Annotated in this window: 30 protein-coding genes and 2 pseudogenes; 13 read left to right on the forward strand and 19 right to left on the reverse strand. The window is 54.7% G+C overall.

Annotated features, from left to right (window positions below; genetic code table 11):
* The 3 genes and pseudogenes from ACESNI_RS12280 to ACESNI_RS12290 all read right to left on the reverse strand — a co-directional run.
* A pseudogene (locus ACESNI_RS12280) lies at positions 1 to 733 on the reverse strand (tetratricopeptide repeat protein); the annotation flags it as partial.
* A gap of 3 nt (positions 734 to 736) precedes the next feature.
* Positions 737 to 2,215: a M81 family metallopeptidase gene (locus tag ACESNI_RS12285; protein WP_373087124.1), complete on the reverse strand. Its 1,479-nt coding sequence runs from the start codon at positions 2,213 to 2,215 to the stop codon at positions 737 to 739.
* A gap of 125 nt (positions 2,216 to 2,340) precedes the next feature.
* Complete coding sequence (locus tag ACESNI_RS12290) at positions 2,341 to 3,048, reverse strand: Bax inhibitor-1/YccA family protein (protein ID WP_373087126.1); 708 nt, start codon at positions 3,046 to 3,048, stop codon at positions 2,341 to 2,343.
* Positions 3,049 to 3,430: 382 nt separating this feature from the next.
* Between ACESNI_RS12290 and ACESNI_RS12295 the strand changes: the two genes are divergently transcribed.
* Together ACESNI_RS12295 and ACESNI_RS12300 are read left to right on the forward strand one after the other, a co-directional pair.
* Complete coding sequence (locus ACESNI_RS12295; RefSeq protein ID WP_373087128.1) at positions 3,431 to 3,664, forward strand: hypothetical protein; 234 nt, start codon at positions 3,431 to 3,433, stop codon at positions 3,662 to 3,664.
* A gap of 211 nt (positions 3,665 to 3,875) precedes the next feature.
* Positions 3,876 to 4,106 carry an EF-hand domain-containing protein gene (locus ACESNI_RS12300; RefSeq protein ID WP_373087130.1) on the forward strand — a complete coding sequence of 77 codons (231 nt, stop codon included), beginning with the start codon at positions 3,876 to 3,878 and terminating at the stop codon, positions 4,104 to 4,106.
* A gap of 100 nt (positions 4,107 to 4,206) precedes the next feature.
* Here ACESNI_RS12300 and ACESNI_RS12305 read toward each other — a convergent pair whose 3' ends face one another.
* Together ACESNI_RS12305 and ACESNI_RS12310 are read right to left on the reverse strand one after the other, a co-directional pair.
* Positions 4,207 to 6,756 (reverse strand): ABC transporter permease, encoded by a 2,550-nt coding sequence (locus ACESNI_RS12305; protein WP_373087132.1) that lies wholly within the window; start codon positions 6,754 to 6,756, stop codon positions 4,207 to 4,209.
* The gene (locus ACESNI_RS12310; protein WP_373087134.1) at positions 6,753 to 7,460 is read right to left on the reverse strand and encodes an ABC transporter ATP-binding protein; all 708 of its coding nucleotides are present in this window, start codon (positions 7,458 to 7,460) and stop codon (positions 6,753 to 6,755) included. The genes ACESNI_RS12305 and ACESNI_RS12310 overlap by 4 nt, the downstream gene beginning before the upstream one ends.
* Before the next feature lie 10 nt (positions 7,461 to 7,470).
* Here ACESNI_RS12310 and ACESNI_RS12315 point away from each other — a divergent pair, with 10 nt between their 5' ends.
* Together ACESNI_RS12315 and thpR are read left to right on the forward strand one after the other, a co-directional pair.
* Positions 7,471 to 8,133 (forward strand): arylesterase, encoded by a 663-nt coding sequence (locus tag ACESNI_RS12315; RefSeq protein WP_373087136.1) that lies wholly within the window; start codon positions 7,471 to 7,473, stop codon positions 8,131 to 8,133.
* Positions 8,134 to 8,168: 35 nt separating this feature from the next.
* The gene (gene thpR, locus ACESNI_RS12320) at positions 8,169 to 8,717 is read left to right on the forward strand and encodes an RNA 2',3'-cyclic phosphodiesterase (protein ID WP_373087139.1); all 549 of its coding nucleotides are present in this window, start codon (positions 8,169 to 8,171) and stop codon (positions 8,715 to 8,717) included.
* Here the strand turns inward: thpR and ACESNI_RS12325 are convergent.
* A complete protein-coding gene (locus tag ACESNI_RS12325) occupies positions 8,683 to 9,300 on the reverse strand; it encodes a class I SAM-dependent methyltransferase (RefSeq protein WP_373087142.1) in 618 nt (205 codons plus the stop codon). The two genes, thpR and ACESNI_RS12325, sit on opposite strands and share 35 nt — an antisense overlap.
* Before the next feature lie 15 nt (positions 9,301 to 9,315).
* Complete coding sequence (locus ACESNI_RS12330) at positions 9,316 to 10,203, reverse strand: polyamine aminopropyltransferase (RefSeq protein WP_373087144.1); 888 nt, start codon at positions 10,201 to 10,203, stop codon at positions 9,316 to 9,318.
* A gap of 152 nt (positions 10,204 to 10,355) precedes the next feature.
* Here ACESNI_RS12330 and ACESNI_RS12335 point away from each other — a divergent pair.
* A pseudogene (locus ACESNI_RS12335) lies at positions 10,356 to 10,664 on the forward strand (4a-hydroxytetrahydrobiopterin dehydratase); the annotation flags it as partial.
* On the opposite strand, the gene ACESNI_RS12340 reads toward ACESNI_RS12335, so the two are convergent.
* Entirely contained in the window at positions 10,657 to 11,418 is a 762-nt protein-coding gene (locus tag ACESNI_RS12340) for an SDR family NAD(P)-dependent oxidoreductase (protein ID WP_373087332.1), read from the reverse strand. The pseudogene ACESNI_RS12335 and the gene ACESNI_RS12340 overlap by 8 nt on opposite strands.
* Positions 11,419 to 11,536: 118 nt before the next feature.
* Here ACESNI_RS12340 and ACESNI_RS12345 point away from each other — a divergent pair, with 118 nt between their 5' ends.
* The 3 genes from ACESNI_RS12345 (at position 11,537) to ACESNI_RS12355 (ending at position 13,436) form a co-directional block, all read left to right on the forward strand.
* Positions 11,537 to 11,923 (forward strand): YkvA family protein, encoded by a 387-nt coding sequence (locus ACESNI_RS12345; RefSeq protein WP_373087147.1) that lies wholly within the window; start codon positions 11,537 to 11,539, stop codon positions 11,921 to 11,923.
* 132 nt (positions 11,924 to 12,055) lie between these two features.
* Entirely contained in the window at positions 12,056 to 12,772 is a 717-nt protein-coding gene (locus ACESNI_RS12350) for a CoA transferase subunit A (RefSeq protein ID WP_373087150.1), read from the forward strand.
* Between the two features lie 22 nt (positions 12,773 to 12,794).
* Positions 12,795 to 13,436 carry a CoA transferase subunit B gene (locus ACESNI_RS12355; RefSeq protein WP_373087153.1) on the forward strand — a complete coding sequence of 214 codons (642 nt, stop codon included), beginning with the start codon at positions 12,795 to 12,797 and terminating at the stop codon, positions 13,434 to 13,436.
* 35 nt (positions 13,437 to 13,471) lie between these two features.
* On the opposite strand, the gene ACESNI_RS12360 is transcribed toward ACESNI_RS12355, so the two are convergent.
* The 5 genes from ACESNI_RS12360 to ACESNI_RS12380 all read right to left on the reverse strand — a co-directional run bounded on the left by ACESNI_RS12360 (position 13,472) and on the right by ACESNI_RS12380 (position 18,771).
* The gene (locus ACESNI_RS12360; RefSeq protein WP_373087156.1) at positions 13,472 to 14,395 is read right to left on the reverse strand and encodes a DMT family transporter; all 924 of its coding nucleotides are present in this window, start codon (positions 14,393 to 14,395) and stop codon (positions 13,472 to 13,474) included.
* Positions 14,392 to 15,351: a DMT family transporter gene (locus ACESNI_RS12365; protein ID WP_373087158.1), complete on the reverse strand. Its 960-nt coding sequence runs from the start codon at positions 15,349 to 15,351 to the stop codon at positions 14,392 to 14,394. The genes ACESNI_RS12360 and ACESNI_RS12365 overlap by 4 nt, the downstream gene beginning before the upstream one ends.
* Positions 15,352 to 15,438: 87 nt before the next feature.
* Entirely contained in the window at positions 15,439 to 16,674 is a 1,236-nt protein-coding gene (locus ACESNI_RS12370; protein ID WP_373087161.1) for a class I SAM-dependent methyltransferase, read from the reverse strand.
* A gap of 6 nt (positions 16,675 to 16,680) precedes the next feature.
* Positions 16,681 to 17,661, reverse strand: coding sequence for an NADPH:quinone oxidoreductase family protein (locus ACESNI_RS12375; RefSeq protein ID WP_373087163.1), 981 nt, complete (start codon positions 17,659 to 17,661; stop codon positions 16,681 to 16,683).
* Between the two features lie 69 nt (positions 17,662 to 17,730).
* On the reverse strand, positions 17,731 to 18,771 hold the full coding sequence (locus ACESNI_RS12380; RefSeq protein WP_373087166.1) for an asparaginase: 1,041 nt from the start codon (positions 18,769 to 18,771) through the stop codon (positions 17,731 to 17,733).
* 73 nt (positions 18,772 to 18,844) lie between these two features.
* Between ACESNI_RS12380 and ACESNI_RS12385 the strand changes: the two genes are divergently transcribed.
* From ACESNI_RS12385 to rlmN, 3 genes are all read left to right on the forward strand, one after another.
* Entirely contained in the window at positions 18,845 to 19,384 is a 540-nt protein-coding gene (locus ACESNI_RS12385; RefSeq protein ID WP_373087169.1) for an RNA methyltransferase, read from the forward strand.
* 107 nt (positions 19,385 to 19,491) lie between these two features.
* Positions 19,492 to 20,010: an invasion associated locus B family protein gene (locus ACESNI_RS12390; protein ID WP_373087172.1), complete on the forward strand. Its 519-nt coding sequence runs from the start codon at positions 19,492 to 19,494 to the stop codon at positions 20,008 to 20,010.
* A 50-nt stretch (positions 20,011 to 20,060) separates the two neighbouring features.
* A complete protein-coding gene (gene rlmN / locus ACESNI_RS12395) occupies positions 20,061 to 21,215 on the forward strand; it encodes a 23S rRNA (adenine(2503)-C(2))-methyltransferase RlmN (RefSeq protein WP_373087175.1) in 1,155 nt (384 codons plus the stop codon).
* Between the two features lie 6 nt (positions 21,216 to 21,221).
* Here rlmN and ACESNI_RS12400 read toward each other — a convergent pair whose 3' ends face one another.
* Together ACESNI_RS12400 and ACESNI_RS12405 are read right to left on the reverse strand one after the other, a co-directional pair.
* Positions 21,222 to 21,692 carry a GNAT family N-acetyltransferase gene (locus ACESNI_RS12400; RefSeq protein WP_373087178.1) on the reverse strand — a complete coding sequence of 157 codons (471 nt, stop codon included), beginning with the start codon at positions 21,690 to 21,692 and terminating at the stop codon, positions 21,222 to 21,224.
* Between the two features lie 31 nt (positions 21,693 to 21,723).
* The gene (locus tag ACESNI_RS12405) at positions 21,724 to 22,896 is read right to left on the reverse strand and encodes a benzoate/H(+) symporter BenE family transporter (protein WP_373087181.1); all 1,173 of its coding nucleotides are present in this window, start codon (positions 22,894 to 22,896) and stop codon (positions 21,724 to 21,726) included.
* Between the two features lie 98 nt (positions 22,897 to 22,994).
* Between ACESNI_RS12405 and ACESNI_RS12410 the strand changes: the two genes are divergently transcribed.
* Positions 22,995 to 23,561, forward strand: a complete 567-nt coding sequence (locus tag ACESNI_RS12410; protein ID WP_373087183.1) for a helix-turn-helix domain-containing protein — start codon at positions 22,995 to 22,997, stop codon at positions 23,559 to 23,561.
* A 170-nt stretch (positions 23,562 to 23,731) separates the two neighbouring features.
* The gene (locus tag ACESNI_RS12415) at positions 23,732 to 24,940 is read left to right on the forward strand and encodes an argininosuccinate synthase (protein ID WP_373087186.1); all 1,209 of its coding nucleotides are present in this window, start codon (positions 23,732 to 23,734) and stop codon (positions 24,938 to 24,940) included.
* A gap of 4 nt (positions 24,941 to 24,944) precedes the next feature.
* Here ACESNI_RS12415 and ACESNI_RS12420 read toward each other — a convergent pair whose 3' ends face one another.
* From ACESNI_RS12420 to ACESNI_RS12435, 4 genes are all read right to left on the reverse strand, one after another.
* Positions 24,945 to 25,193 carry a hypothetical protein gene (locus ACESNI_RS12420; protein WP_373087188.1) on the reverse strand — a complete coding sequence of 83 codons (249 nt, stop codon included), beginning with the start codon at positions 25,191 to 25,193 and terminating at the stop codon, positions 24,945 to 24,947.
* An 84-nt stretch (positions 25,194 to 25,277) separates the two neighbouring features.
* Complete coding sequence (folD, locus tag ACESNI_RS12425; protein ID WP_373087191.1) at positions 25,278 to 26,162, reverse strand: bifunctional methylenetetrahydrofolate dehydrogenase/methenyltetrahydrofolate cyclohydrolase FolD; 885 nt, start codon at positions 26,160 to 26,162, stop codon at positions 25,278 to 25,280.
* Positions 26,163 to 26,189: 27 nt separating this feature from the next.
* Positions 26,190 to 26,507, reverse strand: coding sequence for a DUF167 domain-containing protein (locus tag ACESNI_RS12430; protein WP_373087193.1), 318 nt, complete (start codon positions 26,505 to 26,507; stop codon positions 26,190 to 26,192).
* On the reverse strand, positions 26,504 to 26,791 hold the full coding sequence (locus tag ACESNI_RS12435) for a YggT family protein (protein WP_373087195.1): 288 nt from the start codon (positions 26,789 to 26,791) through the stop codon (positions 26,504 to 26,506). The genes ACESNI_RS12430 and ACESNI_RS12435 overlap by 4 nt, the downstream gene beginning before the upstream one ends.
* Positions 26,792 to 26,794 lie beyond the last annotated feature (3 nt).

Here is a 26,794-nt window from a genome sequence, read left to right on the forward strand (position 1 = left end):
AATCCTCCTGCTCCAGATAAAACAGGGACTGATGCCACCAGTTATGCGTCAGCATGAAGCTGTTGCGATCCTCCCATTCGTCGGACAGCCCCTGCATCCACTTGATCCCCTCATCAAGCCGTCCCTGCGTCAGCATGACATGGGCGACCGCGTGATGGGCCCAAGGCTCCTTGCGCTGCATTTCAGTTGCCCGCCTGCCGTCCTCTTCCGCTAATTGTAACTGGCTGGTCTGCTCACGGCCGAAGGCGCGCATGCCATAGGCATAGGCACAGTTTTTGTGCCGATCAATAACCTGATCGGCAAACCACAACATGGTATGATCATCCCCGATCGTGAAAAACATATTCTGGCCGAGCTTTGCCGCGAACAGGTCACCGGGATATTCCACAGCGAGGGTGCGCAATGTCGCCAGCGCCTTTTCAATCTCGTTGTCATGAATGTGGAGGGCGACCGAGATAAGAAGCTTTTCACCCTCTGTCGCTTTCGACATCGCGGCCTTTGCCTGCCGGAAGTATTTTTCCGAAATATCAAGTCGGTCCGGGGTTTCAAGGAACAAACCCAGCATTGTCGCATAGGCCGCGGCGAGCGCGCACTCGGGGTCCTCGTCCGCCGCTTCGAAAATGGGCGCGAAGTTTGTCCCGAAGCCGATGTAGCTGTCGGCAAACGCATTGATTGCCTCAATGGTTTTGGCGGAATTTGTGGTTACCGGATTTCCAAATGCATCGTCACGCATCGATTATGCCTCATTGATCAGATCAAGCGGGTAAATAGGACGGCGAACATTTTCGTAACGGAGCAGGTTGTTGTCAGAGGTCGTGACACCCTTACCGTCCAGCGTCAGCGTCGCCTTACCGAGCGCGGCAAAACCGGCACGATAGTGAATGCGGCTTTTCAGTATCAGGTAGCGTTTATATTGTGGCTGTATCCCGACTGACGTAAAAACCCCAACATCCCAGGGCTCATGATGATGAGAGACGATGACGATCTCCATATTTCCAGTATCGAGAACGGCCGTTGGCCCCATGGAAACCTTGACGCCCGTATACATCGGCCCGCGTACGGTCCATTCGCCGTTGGTCAGCGCCTTAACCGTTCCGGTCACGGTCAGGGGTTCTCCGACCTCGCCGATGGAGGGCATATCGGTCTTACCGCCGAGTTTAAGCGTTATCGTCTCGCCAACACCCGCTTTCTGCATTTCCTGAACCGCCGCGGGATCCCAGACTGCGGCCACGGCAACATCTTCCAATCCCTGCCGCAAAACTTCCTCGATAACTGTCATCACGTCCTGCGTGGCCCCTGATCCACAGTTATCTGCGTGATCGAGCAGCAGTATCGGGCCCTCCGTCATGGTTTTAGCTTCGGCCACCTGATCTGCCAGCGGGGTATGTTTGAAGATGAAATCCTCGCGAAGGTCCCAGGCCTTGGCAAGGATACGGTCCCTCACCCCGTCGGCCTTCGCCTTGTCGCCATCGGTGACGACAATAACCGAGTTTCCGGCCTGATGAATATCAGCAAGCGCAAACCCCCCGAACGCCGTCGCTGCAAGCACACCGGGCTCGCGTTCCGCCTCGCGGCACATGCGAATGAGGGTTGCCATCGGCTCGTCATCCGTCCCCTGGCGTAAGGTCTGGCTCAACAACCGGGTATTCCCCCAGGACATCACCGGTTTAACCTTGCCCGCCATGCTATCGAGCAAGACTGTCCCGATCTGCTTGCCAACCTCATACATATCCACATGCGGATAGGTTTTATAGCCGATCAGCGCCGTGCAGTTATTCATGATCCTGTCGGTCAGATTACAATGCAAATCAAGGGTAACGGCAATTGGCAAATCGGGGTCGATCTCACGCATCTTTTCAAGCAATGTCCCCTCCCCATCGTCCGTATGCTCGGCAACCATGGCGCCATGCAGGTCCAGCAACGCGGCATCGACACCGCCGCGAACCGCGTCAAGGATAGGCTCTGCCATGCGATTATAGGCGTCCTCGGTCACCCGCCCGGACGGCATTGCCTCTGCTGCGACCGGCGTGATTATCTCCGCTCCCGCGGCGCGGGCAAGTTCGACATAGGCCCCGAAAGGCATGCCGGTTCCCTCATAGGCCTTTAACGCATCAGCCCCCAGATACGCGCTCCAATCCTCGAAACGTTTCCAGTCCGCCACGATTGGCGAAAAGGTATTCGTTTCATGTTTCATCATGGCAATTAGTATGCGCATCGTGCCGTTCCGTTATCTAGAGCTTCAGAGCTGTTTGAAGACAACCAAGTTTAGCATCTGGGAATTAAGGCACAACAAAAAAACCCGGCACAAAGCCGGGTTTTTCAGTCAGATGAACATAACGTCTAGTTGCGATTACCAAGCAGGCTCATCAGCATCATGAATAGGTTGAGGAAGTTAAGATACATGGAAACCGCGCCCATAATAGCACCCTTTTCCAGAACCTCCTGACTATGCCCATGATAATACTGGGATTTAATCCGCTGAGTATCGAAGGCTGTCAGACCGGTGAAGATCAATACGCCGAGAACAGAGACCACGAAATGCATCATTGTCGACTGCATGAAGATATTGACGACGGAAGCAATAATGATCCCGATCAAACCCATGAACAGGAAGCTACCAAAGCCCGTCAGATCCCGTTTAGTCACATACCCATAAAGGCTCGCGCTCCCGAAGGTTGCCGCGGTGATAAAGAAGACGCGGACGACGCTCTCTGCGGTATATACCTGAAAAATAAAGGAAATCGAGACGCCGAATGTCGCGACCATGATCCAGTACAGAACTTTTGTCGTGCTTGCGCTTGCGCGCATCATGCCGAAAAGCAGGCCGAGTGGGGCCAGCATCACGACCCACTGAAGCGGCGTGCCGAAAACAGCATTATATATCGCTGGCGTTGACGCCGTGAGTGCGGCTGTAATCCCACTCAGCGCCAATCCCGACGCCATATAGTTGTAGACCTTCAGCATATAGCTGCGCAGGCCCTCATCCAGAACAGCCTGATCCCGAGTACCTGCGCGTCCTGTATTAAGTTTTGAAAAGTCTGTTGCCATCTATAATTCCCTCTGAAGGAGTACGTTCGTGTTTAGATATTGTATTTTATTCCAGGATTTTCAAGCGAAATCGACGTTACGAAATTGTTAATTTTTTCTGCGTTTTCAAAAGTATAACATCAAACCTATCTTCCGATCGAGGAATAATCCGCGGCAAGCTTACCCCCAATCAACCATAAGACGAATTATATTCTGCTTGACCGCAATCCAAACGGTTGCCTAAAATATTCCGACATTTAAAATACGTCTTTCGAAAACCCATATCGAGGTGATTCACGTGAAATATTTTATGCTCGTCTCAATGTTCATTATAGCATCCTTGACCGTAAGCTGTAGCTCTATCGATAAGGAGAAGAAAACTTACAAACAGGCGACGGCAAATATGAAGAAACCTGTTAATTGCACAACCGCAGAAGGGGATATCAGGGCGTTGGAAAGTGAAAAAGCCTATACCGGAAAAATGATCGGCGCCGGTGTTTTGGCTGTCGTTCCCATAAGCCTGATTGAAGGCGTCGTGACAGGAACAGAGGGTAACCGTATAAAAATTGCGACAGGTGACTATGACAAAAAGCTGGATGAAAAAATAAAGCAGATCAAGTCTGAGTGCGACGTATAAATCGTTGTGGGAACGCCGCAAATAAAAGTCAGTTACCTGTTTGACGCACTATTTCTTCATCTCGTCAAAATCCCGGCTACTTGCTGACATAATCCGTATCTAAATTAATAATCGAGCGCCAACGAAGAGTTTTATTTCGACTAGAAGTAAAACGGTTGGCGATTCGGCGGATTAACACCCCGTCCAACTCTATTTAGAACGGAGACTTGTTATGAAAAAGATGCTTTTATCAGCCGCAGCAGTAATGGTTCTTGCAGCAGCGCCAGCTTTGGCCGCTACACCAGATTTCAAGTCAGTCGATACAGATGGTAACGGCTCTGTAAGTTACGAAGAAATGATCGTCGTAATGCCAGACGCCAGTCAGGATGCTTTCAAGTCAGCTGACGCCGACCAGAATGGTGAGCTGTCACAGGAAGAGTATGATGCAGCGACAAAAGGCTAATAAATCGTCCGCAATGACGGAAACCTAATAGCCTCACAAGACCGGGCCACTAAAGGAAGGAAACTTTCTCTGGTGGCCCGCTTTTTTTGTAGATATCCGTCTAATCCGTCCTTCGCAGCACCGGCGATATTTTCTCTCCAAGAGCCCGCCAGGAGCCCGCCACCCCAAACAAGACAGCGACGGTAACGCTCACCGCAATAGTTACCAAAATCGTCAGCGGCAAGTTAACCCATTTGGCCTCCAGTAACTGTGTCACTACTAGATAGGCGGATAGCCATCCAGTGACCGCCGCAATCACCGATGTCACAAGGCCCAGCATGGCATATTCAAGCAGGAACGTAACAAATATGTCCTTTCGCGTCGCCCCGAGAACTTTCAGGATGACCGCATCATAGACCCGTTTCCTGTGCCCGGCGGCAAACGCACCGGCCAGAACCAGGACCCCGGCGACCAGTGTAATTGACGAGACCGCCGAGACAGCCGACGACAACTGCTCAAGGATGTTACTGACTGTCTGCAAGGCTTCTTTCATCCGGATAACTGAAATATTGGGGAACTTGTCGGTGATGGCCCGGAATAGCTCGTTCTCAGCCGGACCATCTGCTCTTGCTGTTGCAAGTTCGGAATGAGGGGCGCCGCGCAGACTGTTTTGATCGAACACAAGAACAAAATTGATGGCAAGCGTCGTCCAGTCTATTTCCCGAAGATTGAAAATTTGGGCGTCGATTTCCCGGCCCATGACATTTACCGTCAGATGATCCCCAATCTTGAGACCCATGCCCTGAGCAACCCCCCGGTCCATGCTGACAAGTGGCGGACCGCTGTAATCCTCAGGCCACCATTCGCCGTCAACGACGACCGCGCCGGAGGGTGGTGTTGCCGAATAGGTGAGCCCGCGATCGCCGCGCAACGCCCATTTTGCTTCCGGCGCGACGGTCACGTCCGCAGCGGAAATACCCTTCACTGCGGTAATCCGCCCGCGCATGTTGGGAACATGGGAGACGTCTGTTACCCCGGGAACCGATTCAGCCGTGCTGACAAAATCATCGAGCTGGTTGGACTGGATATCGATGAAAAAGAACGCGGGGGCGCTTTCCGGCAATTGGTCCTGCACCTGATGTCTCAGGTTGCCCTCAATCAGGGCGACGGTGACGAACAGGGTCAAGCCGAGCCCCATTGAGAGAATAACGCTTTTGGTGGCGGCACCCGGCCGGTAAAGGTTGGTGATTGCCAGCCGTAGCGTCGGCACCCGAGGGCGCGGCAATTTTCGGGCGCAATATTGCACGCCATGCCCCACAAGCATAAGCCCCGCAAAAATGCCGATAACAGAGCCGACAAAAACTAAGGCAAACCATGTTTCCCGGCTTGTGGCAATTGCCAGGAACACCAGCGCCCCGAAACTGAGACCAAGCGCGCCAAGGTAAATCGGTCGCGGCCATTTATGCCGGCTCACGACATCCCGAAACAGGGCCGCAGCCGGCGTATCGCGCGCCCTTGCAAGCGGCCAGATCGAAAATAATGTCGCCGTCAGCAATCCATAGGCCGCCGCCAGAAGGAGCGGGCTGGCCTGCAAGCTGATCTCGGGCGGGACTGGCAGGGCGCGGGCAAGAAATCCCGAGGCGATGATCGCCCCCAGGATACCGAGGACAAGGCCGATGGCCGACCCCACAATCGCCAGAAAGAGAACCTGGAAATAATGAACACGAAAGATAAAGCCACTGCTCGCGCCCAGACATTTCAACGTCGCAATGGTCGCTATTTTTCCGTCCAGATAAGCCCGGACCGCATTGCCGACCCCGACCCCACCGACGACGAGAGCAGTAAGCCCGACAAGCGTCAGGAACAAGGCGACACGATCAACGAATCGTTTTATGCCGGGGGCACCGTTATTGGCATCCTGTATTCTCCACCCTGCGTCGGGGAAGGCCTTGTCAATGGCACTGCGAAACTCCGCGATCGACAGACCGTCTTGCAAGGCGACCCGGTAATGATAGCGGAGCAGGCTACCCGGCTGAACCAGCCCGGTTTCCTCAAGCGCGTCGAGCGAGATAATCATTCTGGGCCCGAGTGCCATGCCCTGCGAGGCCTTGTCGGGCTCCGTCGCAATGATTCCGCGCACATCAAGCGTTAAGTCCCCCAACCTAAGCTGATCGCCAAGGTCAAACCCCAGACGATCCGCAAGGCTTTGCTCAACGAGCGCGCCGTAGTTTCCGTCTTGTTTTGCGAGCAATACCTGCGGTGCTTGCGATCCACTACCAGAGGTCAGCGTCAAGGAACCGAAGAGCGGATAAAAATCATCAATGGCCTTAAGCTCCGACAACGTCCGTTTATCGGTTTTGACCGACGGAACCATGGCCCGCAAAGTAGACAAGCGCGAAACCCGCCCCTCGCCTTCCAGCCAGCTTTGCTCTTCGGCGCTCGCGGGCCGATGCGTCAGGCGAATATCAAAATCACCGCCGAGGATAACCTGGCCATTTTCGCGAAGTCCGGTCGTGATTGAGGAGGATAACGTGCCAACGCCCGCAATGGCGGCAACACCGAGGACCAGGCAGGCCAGGAAAACCCGAAATCCCTTCAGTCCGCCGCGCAATTCACGCCGAGCGAATCTAGCCGCGAGCGCGAGTGTTTCAGGATTACGCTCGCTATTCACTCTGTTTTCGCCATTTCCGCAGCTTGCACCGGGGCGACGACCTTTCCATCCTCAAGCCGGATCACATGCGTGCATTTCTGTGCAAGCTGATCATCATGTGTGATCAGGATCATCGTCGTTCCAAGCTCGGCATGTAGCTTGAACATGAGATCAATGACGATATCGCCGGTTTTCCCATCCAGATTTCCGGTCGGCTCATCTGCCAGCAATATTTTCGGGTTCGTGCAGAGTGCCCGTGCAAGCGCCACGCGCTGCTGTTCACCGCCGGATAATTGAGATGGATAATGACTTGCCCGGTCTTTGAGGCCAACCGCCGCCAATCGTTCGGCGGCAACCGCAAATGCGTCAGCGCGTCCGGCAAGTTCCAGCGGAATAGCGACGTTTTCGAGGGCCGTCATCGTCGGAATAAGGTGAAAGGACTGAAAGACGATCCCGATATTTTCGCGCCGGAAGCGCGCCAGATCATCCTCGCCGAGGGTTTCAATTGCCTCCCCAGCGATCAGGACAGAGCCGGAGGTTGGCGCTTCCAGTCCGGCGATAATTGACATCAGCGTTGACTTGCCGGAACCGGACGGTCCGACAATGCCAACTGTCTCCCCCGGCTGTACAGTCAAATCTATACCACGTAAGATATTGACGGGGCCGGCATCCGACTTAAGTGTAAGGTGAACATCGTTTAACTTGATAATCGGATTTTGGGGCAAGATTTAACCTATGCGAAATCATCGGGACCGGATATTTGCATATGGCTGCTGGTCGGCCATAATCAATCTTTTTACAGTGTCCGTTGCGGTTTTTTGGCTCTGCGGGGCGACATACGCTGCTGATCCGGTCCGAATTGTCGCCATCGGTGACAGCCTGACAGCAGGATATGGCCTCCCCCCGGCACAAGACTTTCCCACCCAATTGCAGGCCGCATTACAGGAAAAGGGCCTCAATGTCACGGTTGAGAATGCCGGGGTGTCCGGAGACACAACGGCGGGCGGGCTCGAACGCATCGACTGGGCCGTTGGTGATGGCGCCGATTTTATCGTGCTGGAGCTTGGGGCAAACGACGCCCTTCGTGGAATCGCGCCGGCGGTAACACGTGCGAACCTTGATCAGATTCTCAAAAAAATTGCCGAGAAAAATATTCCTGTCTTTTTGACGGGAATGCGGGCGCCGCCAAATATGGGTAAGGACTACGCAGCTGAATTCGACCGGATATTTCCTGAGCTTGCGGCAAAATATCAAACCGGGTATTACCCCTTCTTTTTACAGGATGTGGCGGCAATTCCAGAGTTGAACCAAAGCGATTATATTCACCCCAATGCCGAGGGAGTGAAAATCATTGTCGATAACATGCTGCCCTATGTTATCAAGTTCATAAATGAATAAGGTATGCCCCGGACCGTCGATAAAGGATATCTCTCATGCGCCTTTTCGTTGCTATTGCCCTGCCGCAGGAGATTAAGGACAGTATTTCGATACTGCGTGGCGGTATTCCCGAGGCCCGATGGATTGCAGCAGAGAATTCCCATGTCACCCTTGCCTTTATCGGCGAAGTGCAAACACCGATGATGATGGATATTTCCCTTGCGCTCGGGAGGATAAAGCATCCCGCGTTCCATATTGATATTGAAGGTGTCGGGGTTTTTGGCAGCAACAAGCGACCACGAATTCTATGGGCAGGCGTGCGCAATATCGACACCATAAACCTGCTGCACAAAAAAATTGTCACGGCAATTGAAGCAGTCGGGGCGACCGTTGATGACAGGCGATTCCATCCCCATATCACGCTGGCCCGTGTCCATAAGTCCCCTTATGAGCGTGTGCGGAATTTCCTTATTGACCACGCCCTTTTCAAAACCAGAACCATCCCCGTAACCAGCTTCATCTTGTTTTCCAGTCATTTGTCGTCTTCCGCCGCAATCTATCAGGAGGAAATCAGCTTTGACCTTCAACCGTACCTGGAAGCATAAAGACATCATAACGGGTGGATTTACCGACTATCTGATGGGAAGGTGCCCGCACCCCGGCTATTGGCGCGGCACGGCGCGGCCATTTGAGGACAACCCGCTTTCGGGCAGCGGCAAGAGCGATCGCCAGCAAGTCGGCGCAGTCTTGATCCGTCCCGACCAGTTCACGCAATTGCCGCATCTCGTTCTTTACCAGGGCCGCCTTTCCTCGTGGTGGATGCATCGGATCGATCAGTACTGTTTCGGGATTCAGGCGCGGCAAAATATCCCGGGCATCCCCCGCAATCAGGGTCATCCGGGCGACAATTGCGGCAAGGTCCGTGTTTTCTAGCGCCGCCCGCTCCAAAGCCGCCGCAAGCAGGGCATGCACTGCCTCGTTGCGCTCAATCAGTGTCACCTCTGCACCCAGTGAGGCCAGCAGAAACGCATCGCGACCAAGCCCGGCCGTAGCGTCGACAATTATTGGCGTAATTCCAGGTCGAAACCCCAAAGCCTTGGGCAGGGCCTGTCCGCGCCCACCGCCGAATTTACGTCGATACCCGACAGCCCCACCAATAAAATCCAACGTCAACTGAGTTTCTGTCATGGGCGTGGAGGTTCCCTAGAAGCCGAGATTGGCTTTCCACCAGGTCGGCAGGGCAAAAGAGGCGGTATGAAGGGCAGCATTGTAATGCCGCCCGGTATGATCGAGAACCGGCGCCGAATAGTCATAGCCGTCGTAACTATAGAGAAAAAACCCGAATTCGGCGGCGGGATACAGCTGAACGATGGACCGATACCCGGCAACGTGCGGCAGAAGCTTTCGTTCCTGCATGATCGACACCAGATTCTGATCCTTGTCGCCACATAACTCCTGCAGGAAATAAGCCCGGTCCTTGCCAACGAAAATACTGTCGCTGTCCAGCACAACTCCATCCGGCTTGATACAAGCTGAGAAATCTTCACAGAAGGCGAGCGTAAAGACACTGGAGGAGGGCCCCACAGGCTCGCTTAAATCGAGAATGATCAAATCGAATTTGTCTCCGCGGGCGCGGGCGTTCTTCATATACTCAGCGGCGTCGCCGATCACGAGTTCAACCCTTGGGTCATTATAATTACCGTTTATCGCGAGGTATTCTCGCGAGAGCTCAACCACCCGCGCATCGATTTCGACCATCACCACCCGTGAGACGAAATCATGGATCAGGGTTTCCCGCAAGATCCCGCCGTCCCCGCCGCCGACAATCAGGACCTCGGCGTTCTCGCGCCTGCGACCCAGTAAAGGCACATGAACCGCCATCTCGTGATACATAAACTCATCCGCCTGCGAGGCCTGCACCAGATCATCCAGCGTTAAGATACGGCCAAAGACATCATGCTCGAATATTTCGATTTTCTGAAACGGGCTTTGTTCTGAATGCAGCAGCTTCATGTCTAGCGCATGGGTGAAGCCCACCCCTTCGGTTTCCTCATGCCACCACTGGCGGCTTGTCTCGCTGGTTTTTTTCATCGACCCATGCTTTTCATATAAAATTCATCGTCTGAAAAATAAAGGCGGTAGGCAACTGGACAGACAGTCCGGACCGCGACATATTCCCTGACAGGAGACGCTTATAGCCGAAAACCGTATCTGGTGGCTACCACAGAAACCGAGGCAAGGAAGGAAGCTATATGACCCGGAAACTCAGTGCTGAAGAAACCCAAAATGCCTTAGAATCGTTGGAGGGCTGGCAAATGGTCGCGAACCGGGAGGCCATTGCCAAGGCCTATAAATTCAAGAATTTCAACGAGGCCTTCGGCTTCATGACGCGCGTGGCGCTGAAGGCCGAAAAGATGGATCATCACCCTGAATGGTTCAATGTTTATAACCGGGTCGAGGTGACCCTTGCCACCCACGACGTCAATGGCGTGAGTGACAAGGATATCGAACTTGCGACATTTATGGAAAAAATCGCCGCCAAGCTTATTTAGGCGCCATGCGGATAGCCCCGTCGAGCCGGATAACCTCTCCGTTCAGCATTTGGTTCTCTATTATCTGCCGGGCAAGGGAGGCATATTCCGAAGGCTGCCCCAAGCGGCTCGGGAAGGGTACGCTGGCGCCGAGCGCCGCCTGAACATCGTCGGGCAGGCTTTTGAGCAGCGGTGTCTCGAACAACCCGGGGGCAATTGTCATCACCCTGACGCCCACCGAAGCCAGATCGCGGGCGATCGGCAATGTCATCCCGACGATGCCGCCCTTCGACGCCGCATAGGCAGCCTGGCCGATCTGGCCGTCATAGGCGGCAACGGAGGCCGTGTTAATACAAACCCCGCGCTCACCGCTCTCCATCGGATCGAGCAGGATCATTTCATTTGCCGCCCGGCGAATACAATTGAAACTGCCGACCAGATTAACGGCGATGACTTGCTCGAACTTGTCCAGCGGGTGCATGCCTCTGCTGGAAACCGTTTTGGCAGCAGGACCAATACCCGCACAGTTTATGAGAATTCGCGCCGACCCGTGAGCGGCGCGAGCCTTGGCAAACGCGGCCTCAACTGATTCATCATTGGCGACATTGACAACGCAGGCGATACCTCCAATTTCGGCAGCCACCTTTTCGGCAAGCTCCTCGTTCATGTCGAAAATAGCAACCTTGGCGCCCGCCGCCGCAAGCATTTTGGCGGTTGCCCCTCCAAGCCCGGACGCGCCGCCCGTCACAATTGCCGCTTTATCGGAAATATCCATCTTTTTCTCCAGTTTTGTAAGATGACCGTTCGTTTCGTCTTCCTGCATACACGGCCCGGCTTAAAATGTGAAGAACCGGCTTCTTGCAAAGTCACGCCGGGGGGCTCATATAGTTAGAATGAGTAAAAAACCGGAAGATGACACCTCTGCGTTCGATGAGGAAAAGCTGAAGAGCGACAAACGACTTGTGATGCGCGAGTTTGGCCACAAACTGCGTAAGAATATCGGTAAGATCCCGTTTTCGGAAGACGTCACCGCCAGCTTTTACTGTGCTGTTGACAGCAAGAGCCCGGCCTTTGTGAAAGCTGTTCTGTTCGGCGCGCTGGCCTATTTCATTATGCCCATTGATGTCATCCCGGATTTTCTGGCGGGCGTCGGGTTTACCGATGACGCCAGTGTCCTGATGGCGGCCATGGCAACGGTCAAGAAATACGTCAATGACGACCATCGCGTCAAAGCCCGGACCTTTTTAAAGAAGGAAACCGAGATCGCCGAAGACGCCTGAGCATCTTATCGGACGACAGTCCCCTGCAATTCCATTTCTTATTTTCCAGAAAATTGTGCACGGCAACAATTTTTTGTTATATAGATTTTGTCAGTCGACGACAGTTAACAAGCTGGATAAGGAAGATGATGGATGAGTGATCGAAAAATATATTCGGACGCGACGGCGGCCCTTGACGGGCTCCTGAAAGACGGAATGACCCTGATGTCCGGTGGGTTTGGCCTATGTGGTCTCCCCGAAACCCTTATCGAAGCAGTCAAGGCCTCCGGCGTAAAGGGCCTGACGGTTATCTCGAATAACGCGGGCGTTGACGGAATCGGTCTTGGTATCCTGCTTGAAAGCAAGCAAATATCAACCATGGTCTCCTCCTATGTCGGGGAAAACAAGCTCTTCGCCCAACAATTCCTCGCGGGCGATTTGAAAGTTGTCTTTACACCGCAAGGCACCCTGGCGGAGCAAATCCGGGCGGGCGGCGCTGGCATTCCGGCCTTTTACACCAAAACCGGTGTTGGCACCCTGGTTAGCGAAGGCAAGGAAGTCAAGAATTTTGACGGTGAAGATTATGTCATGGAGCGTGGATTGACGGCCGATGTTGCCCTTGTCCATGCCTATATGGCTGACAAGGAAGGCAATCTCGTTTTCCGCAAAACCGCGCGGAATTTCAACCCGATGATGGCAACTGCCGGAAAAGTAACAGTTGTCGAGGTTGAGCATTTGGTCGAAGCCGGCGAGATAGATCCCGATCATATTGTTGTCCCGGGCATTTATGTGCAACGCATCGTACATGTCGCCAACCCCGTCAAACATATTGAACAGCGCACCACCCGTCCCCGTAAACAGGTCGGCTGACCAGCAGCGAGAGGAATATCACATGGCTTGGACCAGAGAACAAATGGCGCAACGCGCCGCCCAGGAACTCAAAGACGGTTTCTATGTAAACCTCGGGATTGGCATCCCGACCCTTGTCTCCAACTATATCCCCGAGGGCATGGAAATCCAGCTGCAAAGCGAAAACGGCATGCTCGGCATGGGTCCCTTCCCTTATGAGGGCGATGAAGACGCCGACCTGATCAACGCGGGCAAGCAGACCGTAACGGAACTGCCAACCACCAGCTATTTTTCTAACGCCGATTCCTTTGCCATGATCCGCGGCGGGCATATCAACCTGTCCATTCTGGGCGCCATGCAGGTGGCCCAGAACGGCGATCTCGCCAACTGGATGATCCCGGGGAAAATGGTCAAGGGCATGGGCGGTGCCATGGATCTTGTGGCGGGCGTAAAGAAGGTGATCATCGTCATGGAACATACGGCAAAAGGCGAGCCAAAACTACTCAAGGCCTGTAACCTTCCGCTTACTGGCACCGGTGTCGTTGATATGGTAATCACCGATATGGCCGTGTTCGAGTTTGAGAAAAACGGCGGACCGCTTATGAAGTTGGTGGAACTTGCCGAAGGCGTCACCCTCGAAGAAGTGCAGGCCGCAACAGAGGCGGAGTTTGTGGTTAGCCTCTAGCCAATCAGTTCCCCCCCCCCTCAAGTCCATAGGTGTCAACTATCCGGGACTTGAGGTTTCCTTTTTCCAATCCCGGCTTCACGGCGAACGATATAGAGGCTCGACGCGACGATAATACAGGCACCGATGATCATGCCGCGGTCGGGTATTTCCGAAAAAAACAGATAGGCCAAAATTCCGGAGAACACCAGCCGGGTATAATCAAACGGCGAGACCGCCGTCGCTTCGCCAACAGAAAACGCCCGGATCGTGCAGAAATTTGCCCCTGCCCCGACAGCGGCAACTCCGGTAAGGACGAGGAGATCCTGCAGGCTCGGCTGAACCCAGACCACGAGAGCAGGCCCAAGCGAGACAAGTGTTGAAAACAGTCCGAAGTAAAACATCATCGTCAACACCCCCTCTGTCGCGCTAAGCTTTTTCAGGAAGACAGATACCATCGCCACATTCAGGGCCCCAAAAAGTGCCACCGCCGAGGCAAACTCGAATTGTCCCTGTGAATTTGCCATAACCAGAACCCCGAGAAACCCGACGGCAGTCGCGGTCCAGCGGCGCCAGCGAACCTTCTCTCCAAGTAACAGGACCGCCAGCAGGATAAGGAACAACGGCCGGGTGAAGGTCAGAGCCACAGCATCCGCGAGCGGCAGATGGGTAATTGCATAAAAAATTGACAGCATGCCGGTAACGCCCACCAACGCCCGCGCAAGATGGAGTTTTATCACCTTAGTCTTCAGCGGGCGGATGCCGTGCCGTAGGGCGAGGGGCAAGATGACCAGGAAACCGAAAAAAGTTCTCAGGAAGGCAATCTGGAAGCTGTCCATTCCTGCACCCAGAAACTTGATTCCCATGCTCATGAGGGAGAAGAACAGGCCAGCCAGCAACATCCAGAGCGCACCCTGTCCATTTTCCGGAATCCCGTTCCAGAGTTTAAGCCAGGCCGCCTGACGCGTATTAACACTCATCCGACCGGTCCCGATCTCGTCTCGGCTATTGTTCGGGCAAGGAGCTCCGACTTTGCCGCGGCCGAGGCCCGCCGCGATTCCCGTATCGCGATATAGATGGAGGAAGAGAAAATAACCGCTGCCCCAATATAGGTATAGACGTCCGGTACCTGCATGAAGAATATGAACCCGATGATGGCGGAAAAAATCAGACGAAAAAAGTCAAACGGCATGACCACTGAGGCATCGGCCAACGAATAGGCCTTGGTAAAACATAAATGTCCAACTGTCGCGAGAAGTCCGATAACTAATATGGTCATAATCTGGTCAAGCGTCGGCGTCTCCCAGACAAACAGGGCCGGAAATAAGGACATCGGCAATATCAGGATTTGGGTCCAGGCGACAATGGCCGGCGTACTTTCCGTTCGCGAGAGCAATTTTACGAAGGTAATTGAAACAGCCATACCCAGCGCCGAAAAAATTGCCGCATAGGATCCGAGATTCAATTCTTCAAGGCCCGGTCGCAGAAGGATCATAGCGCCCGCGAAGCCGACGATCATCGCAATTCCGCGCCGCATACCGACGACCTCATGCAGGATGAAAATGGCTAGAATTGTGCCAAAAATCGGTGCCGTGAAATTCAGCGCGACCGCATCTGCGAGCGGCAGAACACTGATGGCGTAGAACCAGCCGATCATCGACAAAAAGCCGAAGACTCCGCGCCCGAGATAAAGTCCGATATGTTTTGTTTTCAGACCCCGCAACCCGACTTTCGCCAGCCAGGGAAGAATAAACAACAATCCCGCCACATTCCTGAGAAATACCACTTGAAAAATAGGCATGCCGCTGTCGGCAACAGAACGGATCAAGCCAGCCATTATCGACTGCAAAAGGCAGGCAGCTATCATAAGGATAATTGCCTGAACAATGACAGGGGCCTGCATAAACGATTTAAAGGGAAGACGCGAGAATACCATAGTACCCCAGAATAATTTGAACCCAAACAAACACAAGGCCCTAAATATGCAATACAGCCCTGCGCTCGCCCGTATAAACCGCCTTCATCAGGACTTGAGCCACAGCAGGTTGAGCCCGTTCAACATTTTATAGGCTGGGGCATACCGGCTGCGAAACGTCTGCCAGGGAAGTGACAGTTCGGACTGAATGCCCTGGAGGGATCGTCGGCCATCAATCAACCGGATAAACTCCGCGGTGCCTGCGGGCACGGGAACCGCCATCGTCTCGCCATCAAAATTGACGGTCAACGTGGAATGCGCCGCACAGGCCTTCGCCAGAACCTCCGGATTCCGGTCTTTCAGGATCGGGATCATGTCGGGCTCGAATGTCGCGCTTCCGGCGGCTGTCCCATCTTTTTTTCTGGCATAGAAGGTATGTGTTTTCAGGGCTCCCGAGAGATTTTCAGCGAGCGCCGCCTGCTGGCTCCGCCCAAGGCCCTGAGCCCGTTTTATCAGTAACTTATCCTTCAGGTAGATCTCAGGCCGATACCGCACCGGTTCAATATAACTGACCAGTTCCATACCCGCCTCGTCCAAAAGCGCCTCTACCTCGGGAACCAGATAACTTCTGTCGCGAGGATGGAGGAGGAGATCATAAAGCGCCGCGTTCTCACCGAGCCGATGATCGCCGACCATCTCATTCTTTGTAAGCCAATTGGTTTTGGGAAGGTCTTTCAGAAGCGCTTTGGCAAGCCCAACCTGCTGCGCCGGATCATCCTCGCCCGCAAGCGCTTTCAGTGCCTTCTGTACTGGATAAACGCCGGTCCGACCCAGGGTCGCATAGACCATCAATCCCATTCCGCCTTCCTCAGCAAGGGATCCGGTCAATGCGGCAAGGCCCTTCTCTGGCTCTTCAAGATGATGGAGGACCCCGCAGCAATCGATATAGTCAAAATGCGCGAGGCCCATGTCCGGTAGATCCAGCAGCGAGGCCGTGCGAAACTCGATATTTGTCAGCCCCCGTACCTCCGCACGCGCCTCCGCCACGACACGGCTTGCGGCGGACAGATCAAGATACAGGACATGGCTCTGATCACCGCGATCCGCGAGGTGCTGCGCCAGCATAATGGCCGCGTCCCCGGTTCCGCCCCCCGCCTCCAATGCACGGAAGGGTCCAGAAAAATCCCGCTTTCCCGCAAACAAGTAATGGTTCACCTCGTCGAGGTGACTGGGGCTTCCCTCAATCAGGCGGTTTTTCTCATCGGCGGGGTTGCGGGGCGGATAGGGATATTTTTCATACTGGCGTTTAACCGCCCGATCCCGTTTCCCCCGCCCCTTTACCATCGAAAATCAATCCTTAACGGTAATGATGATCTTGCCGGTTGTTTTACGCGACAGAAGCGCCTTCATGGCATCAGCTCCCTTTTCCAATGGAAAATGCCTGGAGACATGCGGCTTAAGCGTGCCTGCTTCTACCATATCCAGCATCGCCATAAAATTAGCCCGGTTTTTTGCCGGATTGCGCCGGCCGAATTCGCCCCAGAAAACCCCGACCACCGAGCAGCCTTTCAGCAGCACGAGATTTGTTTTTAACTCGGCGATACGGCCCGACGCGAAGCCGATGACTAAAAGCCTTCCGTTCCAGTTGATACAACGAATTGACTGGTCAAACGCATCTCCGCCAACCGGATCATAAATAACATCTGCGCCCTTGCCATCGGTCAGCTCTTTCACCCGATCCTTAATATTCTCGGTCGAGTAATTAATGACATGGCTTGCGCCATACTGTTTCACGATATCGATTTTCTCGTCCGACCCGACTGTACCGATAACCGTGGCGCCAAGCGCCTTGCCGAGTTCGACCGCATTCAGGCCGACGCCGCCAGCAGCACCATGGACCAGCAGAACTTCGCCCGGCTGAATGTTCCCCCGATCAACAAGGGCGTGATATGTCGTCCCGTAGGTGACCGGAAATCCCGCTGCCTGATCAAATGGCATGTTATCGGGGATTTTATAGGTGTTGTTTTCGGGTGCGAGAACATATTCGGCGAAACCGCCGATACTGTGACTGGCCATGACCCGGTCCCCGACCGCAACATTCGTAACGCCCTCTCCGATTTCCGTGACGATACCGGAGGATTCCATTCCCGGTGAGAAAGGGAACGGCGGTTTAACCTGGTATTTTCCGGCAATAATCAAAGTGTCGGGAAAGTTGAGGCCGACAGAATGCACCGCAATCTTGACCTTTCCGGGTACAATTTTAGGCTCCTCAATCTCTTCCATGACGAGAATATCGGGATCACCAAATTCCTTACAGACAAGCGCTTTCATAATTCTTCCTATTTTTATTTCTTGTTGTTGTGATGGGAATACTTACCCTCGAACCAAAGGCAACGTCAATCACGTAGACGTCTCATCGCTGATGACTGCCTGCAAATGACCAACAATGATATCATTTCGATTGCGCAATACTGGCCGTACGTACGGATCGATAACTTTATGCATATCATCGGTGAGAACGCCGAGATCATCCAGCAGCGCGCCAAGGGCGACTTCCGCTGCCCGGGTTGTGCCATCAAGCGCCTTTATCGCAATACCGAGGCCCTCATCCGGCAACGCCGCCAGATACACGGCTTCCGCGCCGACCTTGGCCACAACCTTACCCTTGGCAACGCCGTTCAGCGCCGTGCAAAGGCGGTCAGAACCGGCGATCATGTCGGGATGATGGGAAATCGCCTTTTGTATACGCCGGCAGGCCGCCGCCCGATCCGTGTCCAGACGGGACGGATCGGCAAAACGTGCGAAGGCAAGCGCCGCCTTGTCCAGCGGCACCCCGATTGTTGGAATGGAGCAGCCGTCAATGCCGATTGGGGCATCGGTGAGGTCAATGCCGGTGAAGTCCTCAAGGACCTTGATGATCCGTTGCTGCACCGGATGAGCGAGATTAATGTAGCCTTTCGTCCCCTCCTTCATATGAAGGGCTGTCGTGAGAAATCCTGTGTGCTTGCCGGAGCAATTATTATGGGCGGACGTCGGCTGTTTGCCAGCGGCGGCGAGGGCGCGCCCGGCGACTTCATAGGTGGGCCAATGCACCCCACACTCCAGATCGTCGATCGAGAGTCCCATACGGCTCAGCCATGCCTGCACCGCGTCAACATGGAGTGGCTCACCGGTATGGGAGGCGCAGGCGAGTGACAATTCCTTCTCGCTCACGTTAAACGCATCCGCCGCCCCGGTTTCCACAAGCTGCAATGCCTGCAGTGGCTTGATGGCGGAGCGTAAGTACACCGGACTTTCAATATCGCCCCAGCTTTTGAGATATTTCCCGTTCGCATCCGATATGGCGGCGATGACCTGATGACGGCTTTCAACCATGTTGCCGCGTGTCACCGTCACGGTAAAAGGAAGCCTTGCGAAATCGCCGGAGGAATGTTTAATCATGCTTTCATCCGTAAGTCTGGTATTCGGTAGGATCGACTTTTAACAGTAAATTGATCGGGGGAGTAGGAATTTAATGGCAATATCCCGCGGATATTTCGGCATTGGCGTCGAAGGGATCAGCAAACCCATGAACGCGGGCAACCTGTTCCGCACGGCAAATGCGTTCGGGGCCAGCTTCGTTTTCACCATCGGGGCAGAATACTCTGTCCGGAAGGCGCGGTCGGACACCAGTGTCGCGCCGAATAATATTCCCTGGTATGATTATGGCACATTGGACGAGATGCAATTACCGAAAGGCTGCAAGATCGTCGGTGTTGAGCTTCTTGACGAAGCCATTGAACTTCCGAGTTTCTTCCATCCCATCGCCGCCGCCTATGTTCTGGGCCGCGAGCGCGGCTCGCTATCGCCGGAGATGCAGAAAAAATGTGACTACTTCATCAAAATTCCGACAAAGTTCTGTCTGAATGTTGCAACCGCAGGGGCAATTGTTATGTATGACAGAGTGGTCACCCATGGTCGATTTGCCCAGCGCCCGAGCGGAGAGCTCGGCAAACCCATCCCACTGGCGGATCATGTGCAGGGGGCACCGATCAAACGGCGAGGGATCGACTGATACAACGACACGCGATGACGAGGTGAATTTTTTTAATGACTCAAAATATGGTAAAATCGATTAATCGGGGACTGGAAATAAAGTTACAACCCCGGTACTCTGTTCTTATGTTCAAACTTTCCGTAACTGTTTTTTTGGCGGCGTTCGCAGTTTTTTCCAGTATGGGCCCGGCACTGGCCCAGCAAAAGGAGCCCCGGGCTCTCGGAACGTTCAAGGATTGGCTCGCCTATAGCTGGGTCGAGAACGGGCATAAGGTCTGCTATATGCTGTCGCGGCCAACCAAATCGACGCCCCAGAATGTCAATCGCGACGATATTTATCTGATGGTGACCTTTCGCCCGCAATCTAAATCCAAGGAAGAAGTTAGCCATATCGCCGGATATCCCTACAAGGACCAATCCACAGTCGATATCGCCGTCGGTAATAGCACATTTGTTCTGGCAACAAATAATGATGTCGCCTGGGTCCCCGAGAATGAAAGTGACGAGAAACTTGTTCGCGCCATGCGCAGCGGGGCAAAACTCGTCGTCACGGGAAAGTCAGAGCGCGGCACTGTGACAACCGATACATACTCCCTGCAGGGGTTCACTGCCGCGCATCGGCAGATTAGAAAAAGCTGTACTTGACCCCCTTGCGAAGAGTATAAGCCCCTTTTTTACACGAGATTGAAAGTTCAATGGATCATTTGCTTCCAGATGTCGAGGCCGTGGATCGCCAGCCCGAATTGCTGGCCATCCGCAAGAGCCTGATCGGCCTTACCCGCGACGAGATTGCGGACGCCCTGGTGGCTGCCGGCGAGAGCGCGAAGCCTGCAAAAATGCGGGCGCGACAATTATTTCACTGGCTGTATTACCGGGGTGCCAGCAACTTTGACGACATGACCTCAATCTCGAAGGAGATGCGCGCACGCCTGCCTGAAAATTTTACGGCCGCTCGGCCGGAAATTACCTCATTGCAGGAATCCGTTGATGGTACTCGCAAATGGCTAGTGAAATTCCCTGATGGGCAGGAAGTTGAAAGCGTCCATATTCCTGAAGAGGACCGCGGCGCCCTCTGCGTGTCCAGCCAGGTCGGCTGCACGCTGACCTGCAGTTTCTGCCATACCGGCACGATGAAACTTGTCCGCAACCTGACCGCAGGCGAGATCATTGCCCAGTTACTGGTTGCCCGCGATACCATCAATGAATGGCCAAGCCCCAAGGGCAACCGAATGATCTCGAATATTGTGATGATGGGCATGGGAGAGCCGCTGCTCAACTATGACAATGTCGCCAAAGCGATTAAAATCATGATGGACGGGGAAGGTATTTCCCTGTCAAAGCGGCGGATAACCCTCTCGACGTCAGGCGTTGTGCCAAAAATTCGTCAATGCGGAACAGACCTCGGCGTTAATCTCGCCATTTCCCTGCACGCGGTCAATAATGAGCTGCGCGACACATTGGTGCCCATCAACAAACGCTATCCGCTCGAAGAGCTGCTGCAGGCTTGCAAGGAATATCCGGGCAGCAATAACGCGCGGCGAATCACTTTCGAATATGTCATGCTTGACGGCATCAATGACAGCCCGGCAGATGCCCGCGAACTGGTGCGGTTGCTGAAAGACATTCCGGCCAAGGTCAACCTGATCCCGTTCAATCCCTGGCCCGGCACCAAGTATGAATGCTCCAGCAACAACGCCATTCACCGCTTCGCCAAAATCGTCAATGACGCCGGTTATTCCTCTCCGGTCCGTGTGCCGCGGGGCCGCGATATCATGGCCGCCTGCGGACAACTGAAATCCGAGAGCACGAAACAACGCGCCTCTGAGCGCCAATCCGTCTCTGCCGCCTAACGAAGCTTATAACGGGAGCTGCATGGTAATACTGGTTGGCCGGTTATAGCCCTTATGCGCCGTAGTGCCGGCCTGCGCGAAGCCGCGGCGGCGAAAGAAGTCATGAACTTCGACAAGTTCAATGCGTGACTGCAATTCAATCCGTTTTTTCCCCTCTGCCCGGCAAAGATCAATAGCGTAATTCACAAGGGCAATCCCGATGCCGGATTTCTGGCCCTCGCGGCGAACCGCGAGCTTGCCAAGATACATCGTCTCACCAAGGTCTTTCAGGAAGCAGCATCCGACAAGCCTGTCACCGTCATAGGCTAGAAGAACGATTTCCTCCGCCGCTTTTTGGATGATCGTCGTTTCGTTCAGCAAATGCAGGGATGACGGCGGGTCGATCCGTGCCTCCATATAGGCGAAGGCTTCGAACAGGAGCGACAGCAATCCTTGCCAGTCCTCAAACTTCTCCGCTTTTATTGCAACCGTCAGCATTATGCCCCCACCATAACCTACCGGAGAGTTTTCATCCCTTTTTCATCGCCGTAAAGCGTTTCTTGAAGAGATGGGCGAGCATGCCAAACACCAGCCCCCAAAAGGGCGCAGCGATGGAAAGCAGCGTCATACCCGACGCGGTAATCAGGAACGTCAGGATTGCGGCCTCCCGTCCCTCCTCGTCATTGAGGGCACCATGCAGGCTGTTGGCAATGGTCGCGAGCAGCGCGAGACCGGCGATCGCCATGATGAGAGACGCCGGAAAAGCCGTAAAAAGCTCCGTGATCGTCGCGCCGAACAGCCCGGCGAGACAAAAGAAAATCCCCATCCAGAGGCTGGCCGGATAGCGCTTTGCAGGATCTGGATGAACATCCGGGCTCATGCAGATAGCTGCCGTGATGGCCGCAAGATTGAAGGCAAAGCCCCCGAAAGGCGCGAGGATAAGGCCGATGATGCCGGTCCAGCTGATGATTGGCGAGGCAGGTGCGTCATATCCATGAGTACGGAGTGCGGCAACGCCGGGGACGTTCTGTGAGGCCATTGTCACAATGAAAAGCGGGATGCCGACACCAATCAGGCTCGTCCAGTCAAAGGCGGGCATGACAAAGACCGGTGTCGTCAGGGTGAGGTCTAGCTGGAAATCCGTGATCATTCCGGTAAAGGCCGCCATGAGGATACCGGCGAGGAACGTGAGCGGAATAACGTAGCGGGGCGTCAATTGCCGCGCCACGATATAGACGAGCAACATAACGATTACGAGACTGAAGTCATTTTCCATCGCCACAAAAGCATCGAGGCCGAAGCGCAACAGCACTGCCGCCAGCAGCGCCGCCGCCATCGATTGCGGCATGACATCCATGATCTTGCGAAACAGCCCGGTCAGGCCGCAAAGCGTAATGAGGAGCGAGCTGAACAGGAAGACGCCAATCGCTTCGTTCAGCGAGAGGCCCGGCAGGCTGGTGACCAGCAAGGCCGCCCCCGGTGTCGACCAGGCAATGGAAACCGGCTGGCGATACCAGAGCGTGAGCGAGATGGTGCCGACCCCCATGCCAACCCCGAGGGCCCAGAGCCAGGAACTGATCTCCGCGGTTGAGGCCCCGGCCGCGTTGGCCGCCTGGAAAATGATTGCCCCCGCCCCGGCGTAGCCGATAAGAACGGAAACAAACCCGGCGGAGATATAGGCGGGCGCGAAAAACCGGAACATTTGATCTATCCTTGGGCCGAATATGCGTTATAACGTACAAGCGGCGGCAGCATAACATCTGTATGCTATAACGCACAAGACCGAATTTTGAGGCCTGAATGCAAGATCCGAACGATCATCTTCCCCGCACTCTGAAGTCCATCCGCAAGGACCGTGGATGGAGTCTGGATGCGGCCGCGGAGGCAACCGGAGTGAGCAAGGCCATGCTCGGCCAGATCGAGCGCGGGGAATCAAGCCCGACCATGGCGACCTTATGGAAACTTGCGACCGGCTTCGAGGTTTCGGTATCCTCGCTGATTGAGCCGCTGCCGGCGGGCGCCGATAATACGCTTGTTCGCTCTGCCGACGCCTTGCGCCAGAATCCAGGTGAAAAGGGCATGGCGGTCGCCCCGCTCTTCCCATTTGAGGCCCGCTTTGGCTTTGAATATATGGAACTCACGTTTCTGCCGGGCTACGAACGGATCTCGGAACCGCATGAGTCCGGCGTGGTCGAATATATTACCGTTCTATCTGGCGAAATGGAAATTTACACCGACGCCGCCTGGCAGGCACTCGGCCCTGGGCATTCCATCCGCTTTCGGGGTGATGCCCCGCACGGCTATCGCAACCCAGGGAGTGAGGACGCGGTCGTGCTCACGATTATCCACTATCCCCACCGGTCGTAGCGACGTTCAGACGACAAACTTGCGCGAGGAGATACAGCCCAAGCGGCAGGACGCCCGAAAAAAGAACATAAAACCTTACCATTCTGCCCCTTGCAGGACGCGTCATTTTCACTTAGGTTGCGCGCTGCAAATTGAGACACAAAACAGATTCCCATCAGAAAGTGTTTGTCATGTCAAAAGACATCAAGAAAGTCGTTCTGGCCTACTCCGGGGGCCTCGATACCTCTGTGATCCTGAAATGGCTGCAAACCACCTATAACTGTGAGGTTGTCACCTTCACCGCAGACCTTGGGCAGGGAGAAGAGCTGGAACCCGCGCGGGCCAAGGCAGAAATGATGGGAATCAAGCAAATTTTTGTTGATGACCTGCGCGAGGAGTTCGTTCGCGATTTTGTCTTCCCGATGTTCCGCGCCAATGCGGTTTATGAGGGACAGTATCTTCTCGGCACGGCCATCGCCCGCCCGCTGATCTCCAAACGGCAGATCGAGATTGCGCGCGAGGTCGGCGCCGATGCCGTCGCCCATGGCGCCACCGGCAAGGGTAATGACCAGGTCCGGTTTGAGCTGGGCTATTATGCACTCAATCCCGATATCAAGGTGATTGCGCCGTGGCGCGAGTGGGACTTGAATTCGCGCACCAAACTCATCGAATTCGCCGAGAAAAACCAGATCCCGATCCCGAAAGACAAGCGCGGCGAGGCGCCCTTCTCTGTCGATGCCAACCTGCTGCATATCTCGGCTGAGGGCAAGGCGCTGGAAGACCCGTGGGAGGAAGCGGGTGAGTATGTCTATACCCGCACTGTCGCCCCGGAGAATGCCCCCGATATTGCCACCTATATCGAGATTGAATATGAAAAAGGCGATCCTGTCGCCCTCAATGGCAAGCGCCTATCCCCCGCCGAAATGCTGACCGCGCTTAACAAGGTTGCGGGTGCCAACGGCATCGGGCGGCTTGATCTGGTGGAAGGCCGCTTTGTCGGTATGAAATCCCGCGGGATTTACGAGACACCCGGCGGTACGATCATGCTCGAAGCCCATCGCGGGATCGAGCAGATCACGCTTGACCGCGGCGCCATGCATTTAAAAGATGAGCTGATGCCGCGCTATGCTGAATTGATCTATAACGGCCTCTGGTTCTCACCGGAGCGCGAAATGCTGCAGGAACTGATTAATAAAAGCCAAGAGAAAGTCTCTGGCACCGTTCGCCTGAAACTCTTCAAGGGCCGGGCCAGCGTTGTCGGCCGCAAGAGCCCTTATTCGCTCTATTCCATGGAGCATGTAACGTTCGAGGAAGACACCGTCTACGACCAGCGCGATGCCGAGGGCTTCATCAAGCTTAATGCCCTGCGCCTGCGCCTGTTACATCGGCAGAAAACATAGGGTTTCAGGGGCGCAGGTCTGTTCCTGGATCATCGTTGTCTTCGAAGTCAGGAACCTCTTCCACGTAAGGGATAAGCTGGTCCTTGATAAACAGGCCGCCTGAAAACAGGCCGCCCGTGAGCGCACCAAGGGCCATGATGGTCGGCGCGGTGGGCACCCATCCCGTGTTCCAGCCAAGACTGAAGCTGTTGATCGCGAGCATAAGCCCGGCGGCGGGCAGGGCCACGAAGATAATGGAAAAAACAATTCCCACAAACGCGCCGACGATCACGGATTTAAAAAATTTCCGGATCAGATGCGGGGGAAATCTCCCAAAGTTTGGGGCATCTCGCGGGATTTAAACCTCCGGCTCCGCAATTCCTGCCTGACGGCAGGCGGCGGTAATCGTATTGGCGAGCAGGCAGGCAACCGTCATCAGGCCAACCCCGCCCGGCACTGGCGTTATTGCACCCGCCACGTCCATCGCCTCGGGGAAACACACGTCACCAACCAGCCTGGTCTTGCCATCCTCCTTCGGGATGCGGTTGATGCCGACGTCGATAACCGTGGCGCCGGGCTTGATCCAGTCGCCGCGGATCATTTCAGGGCGGCCAACGGCGGCCACCAGAATATCAGCGCGGCGGCAAACCCCGGCTAAGTCTCTGGTCCGGGAATGCGCAATGGTCACCGTGCAATTCTGCGCCAGCAGCAGACTTGCCATTGGCTTGCCGACGATATTGGACCGCCCGACAACCACAGCCTCAAGACCGGACAGGTCGCCGAGTGTTTCTTTCAGCACTATCAAGCAGCCAAGCGGCGTACAGGGCACCATCGCGGGCAACCCAACAGCCTGCCGGCCCGTATTGATAACATGAAAACCATCAACGTCCTTCAGCGGATCGATGGCATCGAGCACCGCCATTTCATCAACCTGTTCGGGAAGCGGGAGCTGCACGAGGATCCCGTGGATTGTCGGATCGGCGTTCAGGCGATGGACAACCTCCATAACCTCGGCCTCCGTCGCCGTCGTCTCAAGACGGATTTCTTCGGACTTCATGCCCGCTTCCGTCGTTGCGATCCCCTTGTTGCGGACATATACCCGGCTGGTAGGATCGTCCCCGACCAGGACCACCGCGAGACCCGGCGTCAATCCGTGATCAGCCTGAAGCATCGCCACCTGTTTTCCGGCCTTTTCCCGTACGCGCGCCGAAAAGATTTTTCCGTCAATAATATCCGCCGTCATCCTTCTCCCCCTGACCGGACCGATTGGTCAAATTGTCTTTATCCAGATTTCGAGATCCTGCCGCGTTTGTCGCTGGTCCCCGATGATCAACATAGTCTTATTGCGGTCCTGCCTGCCGGATACAATCTCAAAATCCCGTTGCGGGCGCTTCATTGATTTCGACAGTAATTTGATCAGGAGCGAATTTGCACGGCCTTTTTCCGGCACCGCCGTCACCTTTATTTTCAGGCGCAGGCATCCTTCCCCGTCGGCAACGACCCCGTCGATCCGGTTCTGAGACGCGCCGGGCTGCAGCCGGATATCAAGGAGGCACCCGGCATCACTCGCCCGGAACGGCAGAGTCACACCATCCGCGGGACATACTCAAACATCAGATTCCGCAGGAAAATCAGCAGCAAAATCAGAATGATTGGCGAGACATCCAGCCCCCCCATCGACGGAATAATCCTGCGAATCGGCCGTAACGGAGGCTCGGTGATCCGGTACAGGAACCTGCCGATCGTTGCGACAAATTGATTGCTGGTATTGACGACATTAAATGCCACCAGCCAGCTTAAGATTGCGTTGGCGATCAGCAGCCAGATAAAAATCTGAATCAGGGTGCTGATCAACCCAAGGAGAGCTAACATATT

It is taken from the genome of Sneathiella sp. (assembly GCF_041689005.1).
GTDB lineage: Bacteria > Pseudomonadota > Alphaproteobacteria > Sneathiellales > Sneathiellaceae > Sneathiella.